20 protein-coding genes and 1 riboswitch are annotated in these 17,572 nt (G+C 32.7%); of the genes, 3 read left to right on the top strand and 17 right to left on the bottom strand.

All coding sequences use genetic code 11. The features are described 5' to 3' along the window. Window positions 1-127: 127 nt before the first annotated feature. The 12 genes from J7M77_RS11190 to J7M77_RS11135 form a co-directional block, all read right to left on the bottom strand. Window positions 128-2,029 carry a penicillin-binding transpeptidase domain-containing protein gene (locus tag J7M77_RS11190; protein WP_296878547.1) on the bottom strand — a complete coding sequence of 634 codons (1,902 nt, stop codon included), beginning with the start codon at window positions 2,027-2,029 and terminating at the stop codon, window positions 128-130. A gap of 45 nt (window positions 2,030-2,074) precedes the next feature. After that, the gene (locus tag J7M77_RS11185; RefSeq protein WP_296878545.1) at window positions 2,075-4,210 is read right to left on the bottom strand and encodes a penicillin-binding protein; all 2,136 of its coding nucleotides are present in this window, start codon (window positions 4,208-4,210) and stop codon (window positions 2,075-2,077) included. After that, window positions 4,210-4,506: a hypothetical protein gene (locus J7M77_RS11180; protein WP_296878543.1), complete on the bottom strand. Its 297-nt coding sequence runs from the start codon at window positions 4,504-4,506 to the stop codon at window positions 4,210-4,212. The genes J7M77_RS11185 and J7M77_RS11180 overlap by 1 nt, the downstream gene beginning before the upstream one ends. Continuing rightward, window positions 4,496-5,440 carry a 16S rRNA (cytosine(1402)-N(4))-methyltransferase RsmH gene (rsmH, locus tag J7M77_RS11175; protein ID WP_296878541.1) on the bottom strand — a complete coding sequence of 315 codons (945 nt, stop codon included), beginning with the start codon at window positions 5,438-5,440 and terminating at the stop codon, window positions 4,496-4,498. The genes J7M77_RS11180 and rsmH overlap by 11 nt, the downstream gene beginning before the upstream one ends. 9 nt (window positions 5,441-5,449) lie before the next feature. Further along, window positions 5,450-5,881: a division/cell wall cluster transcriptional repressor MraZ gene (mraZ, locus tag J7M77_RS11170; protein WP_296878539.1), complete on the bottom strand. Its 432-nt coding sequence runs from the start codon at window positions 5,879-5,881 to the stop codon at window positions 5,450-5,452. 156 nt (window positions 5,882-6,037) lie between these two features. After that, complete coding sequence (gene rpmF / locus J7M77_RS11165; RefSeq protein WP_296878537.1) at window positions 6,038-6,205, bottom strand: 50S ribosomal protein L32; 168 nt, start codon at window positions 6,203-6,205, stop codon at window positions 6,038-6,040. A gap of 13 nt (window positions 6,206-6,218) precedes the next feature. Beyond that, window positions 6,219-6,737 (bottom strand): DUF177 domain-containing protein, encoded by a 519-nt coding sequence (locus J7M77_RS11160; protein WP_296878536.1) that lies wholly within the window; start codon window positions 6,735-6,737, stop codon window positions 6,219-6,221. Between the two features lie 92 nt (window positions 6,738-6,829). Then, window positions 6,830-7,072, bottom strand: a complete 243-nt coding sequence (locus tag J7M77_RS11155) for a stage VI sporulation protein F (protein WP_296878533.1) — start codon at window positions 7,070-7,072, stop codon at window positions 6,830-6,832. 39 nt (window positions 7,073-7,111) lie between these two features. After that, a complete protein-coding gene (locus tag J7M77_RS11150) occupies window positions 7,112-8,116 on the bottom strand; it encodes an NAD(P)H-dependent glycerol-3-phosphate dehydrogenase (protein ID WP_296878531.1) in 1,005 nt (334 codons plus the stop codon). A gap of 12 nt (window positions 8,117-8,128) precedes the next feature. Next, on the bottom strand, window positions 8,129-9,433 hold the full coding sequence (der, locus tag J7M77_RS11145; protein ID WP_296878529.1) for a ribosome biogenesis GTPase Der: 1,305 nt from the start codon (window positions 9,431-9,433) through the stop codon (window positions 8,129-8,131). Between the two features lies 1 nt (window position 9,434). Then, window positions 9,435-10,103, bottom strand: coding sequence for a (d)CMP kinase (cmk, locus tag J7M77_RS11140; RefSeq protein WP_296878527.1), 669 nt, complete (start codon window positions 10,101-10,103; stop codon window positions 9,435-9,437). Between the two features lie 48 nt (window positions 10,104-10,151). Continuing rightward, a complete protein-coding gene (locus J7M77_RS11135; protein ID WP_296878525.1) occupies window positions 10,152-11,012 on the bottom strand; it encodes a hypothetical protein in 861 nt (286 codons plus the stop codon). A gap of 109 nt (window positions 11,013-11,121) precedes the next feature. Here J7M77_RS11135 and J7M77_RS11130 point away from each other — a divergent pair, with 109 nt between their 5' ends. The 3 genes from J7M77_RS11130 (at window position 11,122) to J7M77_RS11120 (ending at window position 11,995) form a co-directional block, all read left to right on the top strand. After that, on the top strand, window positions 11,122-11,301 hold the full coding sequence (locus J7M77_RS11130; protein WP_296878523.1) for a ferredoxin: 180 nt from the start codon (window positions 11,122-11,124) through the stop codon (window positions 11,299-11,301). A 196-nt stretch (window positions 11,302-11,497) separates the two neighbouring features. Next, window positions 11,498-11,677 carry a ferredoxin gene (locus tag J7M77_RS11125; protein ID WP_296878521.1) on the top strand — a complete coding sequence of 60 codons (180 nt, stop codon included), beginning with the start codon at window positions 11,498-11,500 and terminating at the stop codon, window positions 11,675-11,677. 141 nt (window positions 11,678-11,818) lie between these two features. Next, entirely contained in the window at window positions 11,819-11,995 is a 177-nt protein-coding gene (locus J7M77_RS11120; RefSeq protein ID WP_296878519.1) for a ferredoxin, read from the top strand. Between the two features lie 32 nt (window positions 11,996-12,027). Here the strand turns inward: J7M77_RS11120 and J7M77_RS11115 are convergent, their stop codons facing one another. The 5 genes from J7M77_RS11115 to J7M77_RS11095 form a co-directional block, all read right to left on the bottom strand. Continuing rightward, on the bottom strand, window positions 12,028-12,705 hold the full coding sequence (locus J7M77_RS11115; protein ID WP_296878517.1) for a Gx transporter family protein: 678 nt from the start codon (window positions 12,703-12,705) through the stop codon (window positions 12,028-12,030). 34 nt (window positions 12,706-12,739) lie between these two features. Then, window positions 12,740-12,852: riboswitch (FMN riboswitch) on the bottom strand. Between the two features lie 71 nt (window positions 12,853-12,923). Next, window positions 12,924-13,478, bottom strand: a complete 555-nt coding sequence (locus J7M77_RS11110) for a zinc ribbon domain-containing protein (RefSeq protein ID WP_296878515.1) — start codon at window positions 13,476-13,478, stop codon at window positions 12,924-12,926. A 180-nt stretch (window positions 13,479-13,658) separates the two neighbouring features. Then, complete coding sequence (locus J7M77_RS11105; protein WP_296878513.1) at window positions 13,659-16,259, bottom strand: cation-translocating P-type ATPase; 2,601 nt, start codon at window positions 16,257-16,259, stop codon at window positions 13,659-13,661. 214 nt (window positions 16,260-16,473) lie between these two features. Next, a complete protein-coding gene (locus J7M77_RS11100) occupies window positions 16,474-16,755 on the bottom strand; it encodes a ParB/RepB/Spo0J family partition protein (protein WP_296878511.1) in 282 nt (93 codons plus the stop codon). Beyond that, window positions 16,755-17,572 (bottom strand): Mur ligase family protein (locus J7M77_RS11095; protein ID WP_296878509.1); only part of this gene is annotated, 818 nt, incomplete at its 5' end. The genes J7M77_RS11095 and J7M77_RS11100, both read right to left, overlap by 1 nt.

Genomic DNA, 17,572 nt, shown 5'->3' with positions numbered 1-17,572 from the left:
CTATTATAATATTATAAACACTGTCAAATGTCAAATTTTGGTTTTCGATTTACCTATATAGTTATCAAAAAATAATGATTTTAACACCTAAAATTAACAAAAGGCATAAAAATATTATTTATGCCTACTACCCTAACATGATCACAATTGTCGAGCCAGCATCAACATATTCGCCAACTCGTGGTAATTGATCAATTACTTGATCACCTTCACCAATAAATTCAAATTTTAATTCCGGATTACTTACTTCTTTTTTACTTTTACCAATATAGTTTTCAACCTTGATTGTTTTAATATCTAACACATTTTCACTTTTCTCTCTTTGTTTGCTTACTTTTTCAATATTCATAGCTGGTAAAATATCAACTAACATTTTTCGAGCGATTGGTGCAACAGTCGTTCCCCCATATTGCACACAGTTTTTGGGATTATCCATCGCTACATATAAAACAATCTGTGGATCATCAATAGGAGCAATGCCAATAAATGATAAAATATAACCGCCATCAACATAACTGCCATTAACTGCTTTTTGAGCCGTTCCCGTTTTACCACCAATTCGATAACCGTCGATATAAGCATTACGACCTCCACCATCAGTTACGACAGTTTCTAAGGCATCTCTAACTTTAGCTGAGGTTTCTTCACTAATAACCTGATATAAGGCATTAGGCTGTTTTTCATAAATAATATCATTAGAATAATTATTAATGATCTTTTCAACAATATAAGGCTGATATAAAGTGCCACCATTAACACAGGCACAAACAGCCCGAACTAACTGCAATGGGGTAATTGAAATACCTTGGCCAAAAGCAACAGTAGCTTGTTCTAGCTCGTTAAAATTTTCGTAATCAAACATAATCCCTTTTGATTCACCAGGTAAATCAATATCTGTTTTTTCGGTTAAACCAAATTTTTTTACATATTCATAGAGTTTTTCTTTACCTAAACGCCGGCCAATTTCTACAAATCCTGGGTTTGATGAGTTTTGCAGAACTTCTCTAAATGTCTGCAAACCATGACCACCTTTTTTCCATGATTTAATTCTAGCTCCGCCAACTATTTCATAACCCTGATCATAATAAGTATCTTTATCCATATCAAATAAGTTTTCATTTAGTGCTGATGAAAAAGTTATGATCTTAAAAGTAGAACCTGGTTCATAAGATTTCCAAATGGGAATATTTTGATTATAGACATCAGGATCTGCATTTTGATAATCATTAGGATCAAAATCAGGTTTACTAGCCATTGCCAGGATCTTACCCGTATTAGGATCCATCGCTAATGCCCAAATACCATCTGGATCATACGTATCATAGGCATTATCTAATTCACGTTCAACAATATCTTGAATATCACCATCAATTGTAAGCTGCAGATTAAAACCGCTAGTAGGAGCGTTATATATACTTGGGTATAAAGATACGGGATTACTTTTAGCATCCATAAAATAATTGATACTGCCATTATTACCATTTAAATAAGCATCGTATTTTAATTCTAACCCTAATAATCCTTGATTATCAATTCCCACAAAACCTAAAGTCTGCCCTAAATAACTGCCATTAGGATAATATCTTTTGGTATCTTTGATCAAATATACACCAGCTAGTTTTAAACGATCGATCCTAGCTGCAGTTTCATCATCTAACTGCCTTCCTTCAGGCTGAATACGTTGAATAGAAACATTTTTACTTATTTTTTCTTCCATTGTTTTTACATCAACATTCAAGATTTCAGCTAGTTTATGAGCAGTATCGACAACATCTTTAATTTGACTAGGTACGACCACTAAAGAAGCAGTCGTTAAATTAGTAGCTAATACATTATTATCACTATCTAAAATTAAACCGCGATTAGCTTCAACCGGAAAACTGCGTTGCCACAAATCAACGGCTTTATTATAAATATTAACACGGTCAATAATTTGGATATAACTGATTTTTAAAATGATCGCTAAAATTATGATTATCGTTATAATTTTTACTAACCTAATTTTCTTTCTTGTCAATTCATAAATCATTTAATCACCTAATAAAGTATATGAAAAAAGTAAGGTCCTTAGACCTTACTGAATTGCAATTACTAAAACATCACCAGCATGAACAACAGTTCCTTCCGGTAGACTTTGATTAACTACCTGACCGCTTTGACCGTCAATCGTAATATTTAATCCCGATAACGATGCATAGGTTAATACATCTTTACGCGACCAGCCGGTAAAATTAGGTAAAGTAATATCTGGTGATTCAGTCTTTAAAAAGACACGATCATTTTTGGTTACTTTAGTCGCTGCTTCCGGGTATTGTTCAACAACCGAAGAGCCATTACCAATTGTTACGACATTCAATGATTTTGATTCTAATTTAGCTTTTACAAAAGCTATGCTTTGATTAGTAAATGAATCTAATTGATAATCGTTGCTAGTAGTTATTTCACTAGCATTATATGATGATACAATTGACAAAGCTGTTGGTATAACATTTTGAATCACATTTGCCTGATGTGTCGTTGTATCATTATCCGGCCCCTGGAAGACAATATTAACAATAATTTGAGGGTCTTCATAAGGAGCCATTCCCATAAATGACTTAGTATAATTAGTTGAAGAATAAGCTCCATTTTCAACTAATTGACCAGTTCCCGTTTTACCAATCATTTGCACTCCATTAGTTAATGCAAACTTTTTACCAGTACCGGTTGTATCACTAACTACTCCTTTTAATAAATCGCGAATTTGATTTACTGTTTCCGTAGAAAAAATTTGACTTGAATAATTTGTTTTAGCTGAATAAGTAACTTCATTAGTTTCGTTATTAACAACCCGTTCTACCAAATATGGATCAACGGTTTTTCCATCGTTTGCAAAAGCACTATACGCTTTTAATAACTGATATGAAGTTACTGTCGAACCTTGGCCAAAACCGGTTGTTAAATAAGCAGCCCGACTATCATCACTTTCATATAAAGCTACTCCAGCTGCAGCATCAAAACCATCAACAGTAGCTGATTGGAAAAAGCCTAGATCCTGGTATGTTTGCACTACTTCATCACGGTTAGTATAACCACGTTCTAACAAGTTACAAATTGCCACGTTGCTGGAACGATAGAAACCTTCATCAAAAGTAATCGTACCCCATCCAGCACCATTGTTGTGATCGTGAATTGGTCGACTGGCACCATAATCATAAGTTCCTGATTCGTATGTAGCCTGTCCATTATACAAACCACTTTCGATTGAGCTTGCATACGGAAATGTTTTAAAAACCGATCCGCATTCATAAGCAGTATCGAATAAGAAATTCTTATAATCAGTTATATTTCGCTGATTTGGATCAAAAGACGGGTAAGTCGAAGTTGCTAAAATCTTACCAGTTTTAGCTTCCATGATCGTACATGAAGCTTTGGATGCACCCGCAGCCGCTGCTTCTTGAGCTAATTGATAATCTAGTTCTCTTTGTAATGTGCTATTGATCGTTAAATAAATAGTTTCACCATTTTTAGCCTCTTTTTCTTCCAAGATTCCATTTGGCAAAATATAACCTTTAGAATCTTTCTGGTACAATTTATAACCATTTTCACCAGCTAATGTGTCATCATAAATTGCTTCTAATCCCATTTCCCCAACTAATTTTTTGACACTGTCTTCTTCATAAGATTTAGCATAGCCAATAATATAACTGCAAAAATCACCATAAGGATAATTCCGAGAATTGCTTTCCTGGAATTCTAATCCGGATAGATTTAAAGCTTCGATTTGTTTTTTAGTATTAGCACTTAAATTATTGCCATAGCTTCCAAATTCAACCTGGTATGCTCCAGCATTAGCTTTTTCTTGCATTTGGTTAGCCATGACCGTAGGATCCATTCCAATAATCGGCGCAATGGCATTAGCTGTCGCCACAATATCCTCAACATAAGCTGCTTTTTTACTAAAATTGATTCGATCACTTGATAAAATTGCAATTAATTTATATTTTTTTACTGTTGAGGCAGCTACCTGGTTATCACTCGTTATTATTTCACCACGTTTAGCATATTCAACCGTTTTTGCCTTGCCTCTTGATTGAGCAAAAGCGGCAATATCCTCGCCACTAATTAAATGTTTTCCACTTACTCCCAGATAAACAATATTAGTAACTAAAGCAAAAATAACTAACGCAAAAACAATATAGGCAATTGTCGCACTTTTAAATTGTTTCATTATTCACTTGGAACAGTAGCAGAGGCAGCTACGGCATCATTACTGTATGTATATCCTTTTTCACTAGCAACAGCATTTAAACGTGAAAATGATGCTAATTCTTGTTTTTGCATTTCAAGACTATCAATTTCACTTTCTAATGTTTCGATTTCTTTTTCTAACTCCTGGACATTACGATTATATTGTGATTCCATTGATTTAACGCCAATTAGCCCAAAAATAAAAACAACAGTTGTAATGACCAAAAATCTTTGGGCAAAAGCTTCAAATTTTGTTCTTTTTTTTCTATGTTTCATCTTCGACCACCCTTTCAATTATTCTCAGTTTTGCTGAATGCGCCCGATGATTAGCACTTAATTCAGCTTCGCTAGCGACAATCGGTTTACGATTGACTAATTTAAATTTTGGTTGCAAATAATCAGGAATTATCGGCAAATTTGCCGGTACATCTTTTAATTTACTAACATCATTAAAAGTATATTTACAAATTTTATCTTCTAAACTATGGAAGGTTATTACTGCGATACGTCCATTAACGTTTAATAAATCTAAGGCATCTTTTAAAGCTTTATCAAATACATTTAATTCATCATTAACCGCAATTCGTAAAGCCTGGAATGTTTTTTTAGCTGGATGTCCTTTCTTTTTAAGTACCGAAGCAGGCAAAGCTTCTTTGATGATTTCAACTAATTCAAAAGTTGTTTCGATCGGTTTTTGCTTTCGTTTTTGTTCGATTTTTCGAGCAATCTGTTTAGCAAATTTTTCATCAGCATATTTATATAATATTTCCACGATTTGCTGATACGACCAGGTATTAACGATCGTATAAGCATCTAGAGGATTAGCATTATCCATGCGCATATCTAAACGAGCATCTAGATTATAACTAAAACCACGCTCGCCAGTATCAAATTGCGGTGAAGACACCCCTAGATCAAAAAGAATACCATCAACTTTAAAGATATTTTCCTTTGCCAGCATTGCTTTTAAATTGACAAAATTGGAGTAAAAAATGGTAAAGTTATCGCTAATTGTCGCTAATCTTTTTCTGGCTGCTTCAATTGCAGTCTGGTCCTGATCAAAACAGTATAAATGACCCGATGTCAACTGTTTTAAAATAGCCATACTATGCCCGGCACCACCTAAAGTACAATCAACATAAATACCATCTTCTTTTATTTTTAAACCTTCAACTGCTTCATTTAATAAAACGGTTACATGTTCAAACATTTTCTTCTCCTATAAATCAAAATCTTCAAGGGATTCGCAAAGTTCATCAAAACTATCTTTTTTCAAATCATAATAACTTTCCCAGCGATCCTTATCCCAAATTTCCACATGATCACCAGCTCCAATGATCATACATTCTTTTTCTAAATTTCCGGCTTTTCGTAAAAACGATGAGATATTTACTCTTCCTAATTTATCAAAAGTAAGGTCATCAGCCATTGCTGTAACAATTCTGACATAATCACGAGCCTGTTTTTTTGTTGTGGGTAATTTGTGTAATTTTTCGTAATATTCATTCCAGCCATCCATCGTGTATAAAGCTAGACATCCGTCTAATCCGCGAGTGATCACAACTGTATCACCACATTGCTCTCTTATTTTAGAGGGAATAATAAGACGCCCTTTGGCGTCGATGTTATGCTTAAATTGACCCATAAACATTATTAATCACCCACTTCTTAACACTTCATACCACGATTTAACACTTCTTACCACTCATTATATACTTAATTGTTTCGTTTGTATAGACTTTTTAGAAATATTTATAAATAACAAAAAAAAGCACTATCATTAAGATAGTGCTTCAAAAAACAAATTTTATAAAACTTTTTGTCCTTTATAAGTACCGCAATGTTTGCAAACACGATGAGATAATTTGTATTCACCGCATTCTGGACAAACAACTACAGCAGGAGCTGTAAGTTTATCATGTGTTCTTCTCTTATCTCTTTTTGTACTAGATACTCGTCTAAATGGTACTGCCATCAGTATAACCCTCCTATTTATCTTTAAAATAATCTTTCAACTTAGCTAATCTAGGATCAATGTAATCTTCATCACTGGTCTTGCTAGTAGTGCTATCTAATATTTTCCAACCTTTTCCTTCAGATTTAATATTTGCGCCGTCTTTTACTACCCGCATCGGTACCTCCAGCATAATATTTTCAAATACGACTGGAGTAAGATCGACAATATCTTTCTTTACCTCATGAATATCTTCTAGAGGATCAGGTTTGTCAAAAGCAAAGACTTCTGTTGAACTTATTTCAAAAGGATAATCAACATCCTCCAATGTAAGAGCGCATGGGAGAATCATTGTTCCTTTGATATGAAGATCAACATAAAGGCGTTTTGCATTTGAATCAAGATTTCCGGTTCCTGAAACAATAATGTCCTTTAAGTCATTAATTTGAGCATACTGGTCAAACATCTGTGAAGGGAATGTAATGCCTTCTTCAAAGTCAAATTTTCCATGATGTTTAATAATCCATTGTAAATTGTATTTCAAAATAATCACCTTTCCATAACCGCAATGACAATTATATATAAAATGCCACCATAAGTCAACATAAAAAATATTTGTTTTTATCGTTTATTTTATCATTTTGTTTAAACCATTCGATCGATATCCCGAGGAATTTTATTATTTTTGATCATCGACACTAATTTATCAACTTTATTAGTACTAATCGACTTATTTGTAACCTTAGCTACTGACATAATAAACTCGCGAATATCATTTTCATTATTAAGATCTTTAGTTTGCAAATCACTTGCCAGTTTCATGATCTCTTTTTTATTAACGTTAGTTTTCTTAACTACCTTGTCTAAAAAAATATCTTCATCTTTCATATTATCACCACTATATAATATGAAAGTTTTTAAAGAAGGTTACCCTTCGATTTTTAATTCCCGACGCATCAACTGCTGGATTTCCCGTTTTGGTTCATGATTTTTATATAATACATTATAAATAGCATTAATGATTGGTAATTCAATATCACTATATTTTTTGGCATCTTCATAAATGACCCGACAAGTTCTAATTCCTTCACAAGTCTTAGTATTATTTTTCATGAATGAACGAGCATCGTTAGTTTTACCAATTTCTAATCCAGCCTGGAAATTACGCGAATGAATTGATGAGCAGGTAACTATTAAATCACCAACTCCAGTTAAGCCCATATATGTTTCTAAACGACCACCTTTTTTCATTCCGTAGCGCACCATTTCGGCTAATCCTCTGGTAATCAAAGCCGCCTTAGTATTATCACCATAACCAAGACCACTTAAGACCCCGGCAGCTACTGCAATAACATTTTTAATGGCCACCCCATATTCAGCTCCAACTTCATCTTGCAAACGATATACTCTAAAATAGTCATTAGAAAATAACATTTGTACATCTCGAGCCATATCATCATCTAATGAAACTGCACATACTGTCGTTAACATCCTAATTACTACTTCTTCAGCATGACTTGGTCCAATCAAAGAAACAACGGGATTGATCAAACTTTCATCTAAGACACTTCTAATTGTATCTGACATCCGCATATTAGTACCTAAATCAAATCCTTTAGCGGCATTAATTACAGTGATCTTATGATCAATATAAGGTTTGACCTTTTCTAAAGTATCTTTTACATACTGTGTTGGAATCGTTATTAAAAGATAATCCATATCTTTTAATGCTTCTTCTAAATTATTAGTTGCTTTAATTTCTGTTTCTAAATATACATCTTTGAAAAATGCCTGATTTTGATGGTTTTGATTAATATCATCAATTTGACTCTGGTCAATTCCATACATGATTATTTCATTTTGATTGTCAACTAAGACCCGACTTAAAGCTGTTGCCCAGCTTCCAGTTCCTAAAACAGCAATTTTACTCATATTTTCCTCCTATTAATCCCGTTTGCGACAAATAATATGAATTGGTGTTCCTTCAAAACCAAACGCTTCTCTTAATCTATTTTCCAAATAGCGCTTATAACTAAAATGCATATATTGAGGATCATTGACAAATAGGACAAAAGTTGGCGGAGCAACACTAACTTGATTCGCATAAAAAATCTTTAACCGTCCACCATTAAAAGTAGTTGTTGGATTCATCGCCTGAGCATCAACTAATACATCATTTAAAACACTAGTTTGAACTCGTTTATAAGAATTAAAATAAGCTTCTTCAATCAATGGGAATAATTGATCGACCCGTTGATGTGTTTTAGCAGAAATAAAGATAATTCTTGCATAATCCAAATATTTAAACTGACTTCTTAATTCTTTTTCTGTCTTATTCATCGTTTTTCCATCTTTAGCAACTAAGTCCCATTTATTAACTACCAGGATAACTCCTTTACCTGATTCGTGTCCATACCCGGCTACATGTTTATCTTGTTCAACGATTTTTCCACTACCATCAACAACAACGATAATTACATCACTTTTTTCAATAGCACTCATCGCTCTTAAAATCGAATATTTTTCCACATTTTCGTAAATTTTCCCACGTTTACGCATTCCTGCAGTATCAATAACTCGATATTTTTGACCATCTTTTTCAAAAACAGTATCAATGGCATCACGAGTTGTTCCCGCAACATCGGAAACAATTACCCGTTCTTCACCTAATATTGCATTAGTTAATGAAGACTTACCAACATTAGGACGTCCTATGATAGAAAAACGAATCTCATCTTCATCAAATTCATCTTCACTAAAATCAAGCTGTTTAACTATTTCATCAAGCAAATCACCAATTCCAATTCCATGACTTCCCGAAACCGCAATTGGATCACCAACACCTAAACTATAAAATTCATATATATTATCTTTTAATGATACATCATCTATTTTATTAACTGCTAATAAAACCGGCTTTTTAGTTTTTTGTAGTAAACGAGCTACAAATTCATCTTCACGCGTTATCCCTTCACGACCATTGACTACAAAGACAATTAAATCCGCTTCTTCAATTGCAATTTCTGCCTGCATTTTAATTTGGGTCGTAAATGAAGCATTTTCTAATTCAATTCCCCCGGTATCAATAACTCTAAATTCTTTAGTTAGCCATGATGCCGTAGCATAAATCCGATCTCGAGTTACCCCGGCAATATCTTCTACAATAGAAACCCTTTCACCGACGATTCGATTAAAAATAGTCGATTTACCAACATTGGCTCTACCAACAATAGCAACAATTCCAGCCATATTATTCCTCCTTTTGTTTAACTATGATTAATTCCATCACTTTTTCAACTACTTGATCTAGAGTTAAATCAGAAGTATCAATTTCAATTGCATCATCAGCTTTTTTTAATGGTGATATTTGTCGATGCATATCCTGATAATCACGTTCTTCAATTTCTTCTTGAATCGTTTGTAAATCAGCCTCTAACCCACGCTCTAAATTTTCTAAATACCGTCTTTTAGCTCGCGTTTTACTGCTAGCAACCTGATAGATTTTCAAATCAGCATTTGGTAATACTACCGTACCAATATCTCTTCCATCTAAGATTACTCCACCAAGACTTGCCATTTGACGCTGTTGTTTAACTAAAAAATCTCTGACAGGCTGATATTTAGAAATAACACTAGCAGCCATTGAAATTTCATCTTTACGAATATCCTGACTGACATTTATTTGATTTAAATAAACCTGATTAGCACTATCCATTTCAATCTTTATATCCTTTAACGCTTTGCTAACAGCAGTTTCATCATCTAAATCAACATCATTATTTAAACAATAATATCCTACACAACGATACATTGCTCCAGTATCTATATATACATAGTCTAATTTCTTAGCAATAATTTTAGCGATGGTACTTTTGCCTGCTGCACTAGGTCCATCAATTGCAATTGAAATTTTTTTCATCCTTTAATTACCTCCAATTTTTTTAAAAAAACTAAGGGTAACCTTAGTTTAAAAGAATAACTGATATCCAATCATACCACATAATCCGACAAATACAATAACTAAAATGATAATAATATAATTTAAAACAGTTGCAATGCGATCATTTTTATCACCATTTACTTCTTCGATTTCTTCATTATCTTCAGTTATTTCTTCTTCAATTTTTATTTCTTGATAAGCATTGGTTGCTTCTTTTTCTTGTAACGCTTTGGCAACTTCACGCTGATCTTTTTCTTTTATTTCTTTAAGCATTTCTTCTAACGATTTAGTTTGTTGTAATGCTGGTTCAACTTCATTTTCTTCTAGTTCTTCTTCTATTTCATCATGATCGACTTCTTCCATGACCATTTTAGCTTTTTTGGCATCTTCTTCTGGCGACATACTAGCTAAACGTTCCATTAAAGTCATCTTTTTCTTTTCTTCTTTTATTTTTGCTTCGATATCGTTTTCTTCATTATCCTCATTTACAAAATAACCTTTAGAAAATTGTGAAGTACTGACATTATCAAATTTATTTAAACGAACTACCTGTTTTTCTGGATCTCTAATTTTATTTAAAATATCCATTCGCGTATTGTAGTGAGCAGCTTTGCCAACACTTACTTTAGCACTGCGTAAAGCACGATCAATTTCTTCACTGCTTTCTTGACGCATTTGTTCAAATGTTTTAGCTTCAGTTAGAGTATCTTCAAGATCTATATCTTTTCGTTCACTACGAAAAGCCCGGTTTACTGATAATAAAAAATCGTCATCATCATCTTCGTGATTATCAATATTATTATCAACACCACTATCTCGATTTATTCCAACTTCATCTTTAATTCCTTCTCTTAACTTCCGATATTTGCTTACACGTGAATTATCCACCTAAAATCACCCTTTCGTGCTACATTATAACATACTTTTTTAGTAATTTATTATAAATATTGGAAATTCATTTTTTTTAAGTTATAATGGCAATAAGGGAGGAATTAAAATGGCTAAAATTACGATCAAAGATAATTGTATTGGATGTGGAGCATGTACAGCAATTGCACCAGATGTTTTTGCACTTAATGATGGCATGGTAGCAGAAGTAATTAATGATACAAATATTGAGGGTGCTAAAGAAGCGGTTGACGGATGTCCAATTGCAGCAATTGAGGTTGAAGAATAATTATAAGATCATATTATTATGGTCTTTTTTTGTATTTAAAAAATCAAAATAATCGTTCGATATCACTATTTGTAGATTTTTTTGTTACTGTTTTATTCTTTTTATCCGCTTTTTTACTTTTAAACTTAAGTTTTATTTATAAATATTGGAAATTCCTTTTCTTTTGGGTTATAATGATATCAAAGGAGGAATTAAAATGGCTAAAATTACTATAAATGATAATTGCATCGGATGTGGAGCATGCACTGGAGTTGCAGCAGATGTTTTCGCACTTAATGATGACGGTTTAGCAGAAGTAATCGATGACGCAAATATCGATGGTGCTAAAGAAGCTGCTGAATGCTGTCCAGTTGAAGCAATTGAAGTTGAAGAATAATTATAATTAAAAGATCATAGTAAGTATGGTCTTTTTTTGTATTTATAAAATATATGCTTTTTACTCTCAATTTAAGTTTCATTTATGAATCTTGGAAATTCTATTTTTTTAGATTATAATGATAATAAAGGAGGGGAAAACATGGCTATTACTGTAAATGATAAATGCATTGGATGTGGAGTATGTATAGAAATTGCACCAGATGTTTTTGCGATTAATGATGATGGTGTAGCTGAAGTAATCAATGAATTTGATATTATGGTTAACGGTGAAGAAGCAGCTCAATTTTGTCCAGAAGGCGCAATTGAAATTGAATAATAATTAAAAAGCAGGAGGACCTGCTTTTTAATTTATGATATTTCTTTAAATTTAGTTTCAATCGGACGAACGAAATAATAAACAATCCCAGAAATAATTCCTTTGATAAAATTAAACGGAAAATAAATAATGAAGATTGCCTGACCATAGGATGATAAAAAATTTAGAAAGCCTGGAACCGCTATATTAGTACCATACTGCTGATTAAACGCCTGAATATCAACCGCAAATGGCAATTGTGTATACCAGATTGGTTTTTGCATTAAATAAGTTGGGGTTACAAATAAATAGTTCAAAATAAACATCACCATTGCAAAAACAAACATCGTCATGATCATATTAATAATATAAGTTAATAGTTCATTTTTTAATTTAAAATACTTTGATAAATAATAATAAACCAAACAGATCGTCATTGATGCAATCAAAGCCGTTATTTGACCAATCGCAATTGGTCCAACTGGTCCTTTAAATAAAATGGAAATAAAAAACTTACACACACATACAAACAAAGCAGTTTTAAATCCTAACATTGAAATTGCTACTAACACGACCACTTCTGATAAATCCAAATTCAACCATGGTGCTAAAGGGTAAGGAATCTCCAGTAATCCTAAAATCATTGCTAAGGCCGCTAAAACAGCTGCCAGTACTAATTTTCTTGTCTTCGTACTTTTCATAATATTTCTCCTTAAAAATAAAAAAATCATGAAAATACAATCTTCACGACAAAAACACTTTAACTATGTTCTTCTTCCATCCAGACTTTACTGTCGGTATAGGAATTGCACCTATTCAGCTTGCGCTCGTGGACTTTTACCACCGGTCGGGAATTACACCCTGCCCTGAAGACTTATTTTTCGATACTATTATAGTCAATTTACCTGCAAAAAGCAAATAATATAATAAAAACTAACGGCATTTACCGTTAGTTCATTTGTTTTTTTCCATCTAAATACACTAATAAAGTGCTAATGATTAGTCCAGCTACTGCTAAAAGCATCAAATAAAATCCCATTGATAAACTAGCATAAGAACCTAAAGTATCTTTTACATCAGTATATTCCATAAATAAATATACTGCCGTAACAATTGAAACACACATCGCTGGTAAATCTTGACGAAGATAAGTCAAAACACTAGCTCCTACAGCTAATACTATAAAGATAATAGCATCTTTTCCAGCATCCATCAAACTAAGACTATAATAGCTAACTGAGATAAATGGTAAAAAGCAGGCAACTATTGCAATAATTGTTGAAGCAAAAGTCACCACTTCAAGCATATTAAATTTTTTACCAGAAATTTCAACTTCTTTTTGCTTCATATTTTGCGTAAATCCATCAACTTTATCTTGAATATTAGCAGTTGTCTGTTCAAAGTTATTACCACTAGCAGCATTGCTGTTTTCAACTGCAGCACCACATTCAGGACAAAATCTTGCATTATCTTCAATTTCTTTGCCACATTGTTTACAAATCATAACGTTTCCTCCCTATTTAAATAAACACTAACATTATAAAGCAAAATATTCTAAAAGAAAAGAGCTTTCGCTCTTTTACATGTTGTCAAACTGGTTATTTAAAAAATCAAAAATTTAAAACCGATTTTATCAACAGCCTGAAAAAATCAATTTAATAATTTCTATTTTATCATTTAGAACTTATTTATTGTTACGATGCACAAATTTAACAATTTCACAAATCAAAGTCGTAGTTAAACACAACGCAAGACAAATTGTCCATTGCCAAGCATTTAATCGCTGCAATTTAAAGATCATACTTAATTCAGGAACCGCTAAAATAATTACTTGTAATAATAATCCAGCTGCCAGGGCACCCCAGAGATGTGGATTACTAAATAACGTTCGATTTAAAATTGATTTACTACTTTTTACGTTGAATGCATGAACTAACTGGCAGCCACATAAAGTAATAAAAGCCATTGTCATTCCAATAGTATGATCTTGATTATTACCAATCATATAAGCAATTAAGGTTAAAACACCAATCATTAGACCTTGCCAGGCAATTGTAAATCCAAGACCATCTGCAAAAAAGTTTTCATTTTTATTACGTGGCTTTCTTTCCATGATATCAGCTTCAACTGGTTCTACTCCTAAAGCAAAGGCTGGTAAAGTATCCGTAATTAAATTGACCCATAATAAATGAATTGGTAATAATGGCACGCCTAAATTATATGGCGTAAGCAAAGATATTAATGAAGCCCCAAAAATCGTAATTACTTCACCAATATTACTTGATAACAAGAACTGTACATCTTTTTTGATATTATCAAAAATTCCACGGCCTTCTTTGATTGAAGTAATGATCGTAGCAAAATTATCATCGGTTAAGATCATATCAGCTGCTCCTTTAGCAACATCAGTTCCGGTAATTCCCATACCAACACCTATATCAGCTGCTTTTAAAGCTGGTGAATCATTAACACCATCACCAGTCATGGCTACGATCTTACCTTTAGCTTTCCAAGCTTTAACGATCCTTACTTTATGTTCAGGGGCAACTCTGGCATAAACTGAATATTCTTCAATATGTTCTTCCAATTCTGCATCACTCATTTTTTCTAGTTCACTACCCATGATTGCTTTTTGACCCGGCTGTAAAATCCCCAAACTGCTGGCAATGGCACTAGCGGTAACTACATGGTCACCAGTAATCATGATTGTTCGTACACCGGCACTTTTAGCCTGTTTAACAGCCTGTTTAGCTTCTTGCCGTGGTGGATCAATCATTCCAACCATACCCATGAAAGTAAGATCTTGTTCAACGATTTCACTAGTATATGCTTCTGGTTCTTGATCCCAGTAACGAATTCCTAGAGCTAATACTCGTAAGGCTTCATTAGACATTGCTTCATTAACGCGATTAACTTCTTGAAGATCAATATTTTTACAGCGAGCAAAGATAACATCAGGACCGCCTTTGGTAATTGATAAAATTTTACCATTATCTTTTACAAAAACCGTCATCATCTTCCGATCACTATCAAAAGCCAATTCATTAAAACGTGGATATTGTTCATTCAAAGCTGCTTTACTAAATCCTTTTTCTAAACTGGCTTTTACTAAGGCTGTTTCCGTAGGATCACCAATACTAACTTCCTTACCGTTTTCAAATGAAATCGTTCCATCACAGCATAACGTAAAATAATTTAATAACTGTTTTGTTTTTTGACTTGCTGTTTCAATCAATTCAATTTCTTCTTGATAACAATAAGTTTTAACAACAGTCATTTTATTTTGCGTTAACGTACCCGTTTTATCACTACAAACAATTGACGTACTTCCTAACGTTTCTACTGCAGGTAAACTTTTAACAATTGCATTTTTCTTGACCATTCTTTGAACGCTTAAAGCTAGAACAACAGTTACTACCGTTGCCAGTCCTTCAGGAATAGCTGCTACCGCTAATGCCACTGAAGTTTTAAACGCTTCTAAAAAATTTAAGCCTTCTAATGACTCCATGATAAAAACAACGATACAAATAACAATACAAATCATTCCGATCATTTTACCAATTTGGCTTAACTGCTGTTGTAAAGGAGTAGTTTCTTGATCAGTTTGTTTTAGCATTGTCGCAATTTTACCAACTTCATTATCTTTACCAGTAGCTACGACAATTGCAATCCCCCTACCGTAAGTAACATTACATGAGGCATAAACCATATTAGTACGCTGGGCCAATGGAACTTCATCTTGATCAATAATTAAATCATTTTTTTCAACTGGAACACTTTCACCGGTCAAAGCACTTTCATCGACCTTTAAATTAAAAGCTTCAATTAAGCGCCCATCACTAGCAATACAGTCACCTGCTTCTAATACTAACAAATCACCAGGAACAATTTGGCTAGCTTCAATTGTTTTTAACTTACCATTACGAATAATTTTAGCATGGGGGCTGGCCATTTTTTGTAATGCTTCTAGGGCTCTTTGAGCATTATTTTCTTGAATTAATCCTAAAATTGCATTAACAATTACAACAAAAACAATAATAACACTATCGATCCATTCACTTGGCTCAACAATGATACTGACAATAGCTGCAATAATTAAAATAATTGTCAAAGCATCTTTAAACTGTAATAAAAAACGGACGATCAATGGTTGTTTTTCAGCTTTTTCCAGCTCATTTAAACCATATTTTTCTAAAGATTCATTAACTTGCTTGTCAGTTAGACCATGTTTTAAATCGGTCGAAAATTTTTGTGCCAACTCTTCAATCGTTTGATTATAATTCATAAATTTTCACTCCTTCTAACAAAAAAGAGACTTTTATCGTACTTGCATACAATAAAAGTCTCGTTGTTTAATTACGATACGGATAATCTTATCGTGTTGACGCATCGTAAACCGTTTGGCTAACTACTCCCTTTTATAACCTTATTTTATCACAAAATAAGCCGATTGCAAACTACTTATAACCATTATCGCCAATAAAGGAGCAATTATACTGTTAATGATAATTTCGACTGCGCCAACAGTCATTTGATCTTAGATCACCATTATTAACAATTACTATATTTATTTTTCTTCTTTTTTGATACAATTCATGATCATTAATCTGGCTAATAGCACTTAAGCGTTTATGACCATCAACACAATAATAACGATTATTTTCTAATTTTACTTTAATTGGAAGTGATAGACCGATTCGTTTAATTGATGCCAATAAACTATCACTATATTCAGTTTCCTTAAATTCAATTTCACTAATATCAATTTGTTGGATCCGCATTATTTATTTTCCTCAAGATAGCGATAAACTTCTTCCTGGTCACTAAAATGCTGTTTACCAGCTTTGGTGATCTGATAGTTTTCATGTCCTTTACCAAGAATCATTAAAATATCATTTTCCTTTAATAATCCCATTGCTTTTTTTATTGCTTCTTTACGATCAACAATCACTTCATAATTGTCCTTAACTAAATTAGCAGTTATATCATCAAGGATTTTAAAAGGATCTTCACTGCGAGGATTATCACTAGTAAAGATAACATAATCACTGTTTTCAACCGCTATTTGACCCATTATTGGTCGTTTAAGTGGATCACGATCACCACCACAGCCAATTATTGTAATAATCTTTCCAATTTTAAATTCCTGAGCACTTTTTAAAACATTAAACACTGCATCGGGGGTATGCGCAAAATCGACAAAAACGCTGTTAGTTTGATATTTGATTAATTCCATTCTTCCTTCTGGTGCTTTTAAATTTTCATTTAAGGTTAAAATTTTTTCAATTGAAAAACCTAAATTAGTAATCAAAAGCAACGCTGTTAAATAGTTATAAACGTTATATCGCCCTACCATATTTAATGTCGTTTGATATTCTTGATTTAAATATTCAAATTTAAATGATGTTCCTAAATGAGTGAATTTAATTTCTTTAATGATTAAATCACCATCATGTTCACTAATAACAATATTGTTATTTTCAGGTAACATAAAAGTTTGATAATGTTTATCATCACCATTAATTACAGCAATTTTTTTATTTCTTGTTTTCATAAATAGCTTTTGTTTAGCTTTAGCGTAATTTTCTAAAGTTTTAT

Origin of the sequence: Thomasclavelia sp. (assembly GCF_017889095.1) — a bacterium.
GTDB lineage: Bacteria > Bacillota_I > Bacilli_A > Erysipelotrichales > Coprobacillaceae > Thomasclavelia.
Note: the sequence above shows the minus strand (reverse complement) of the source record. Positions and strands in the feature narration are given on the sequence as shown.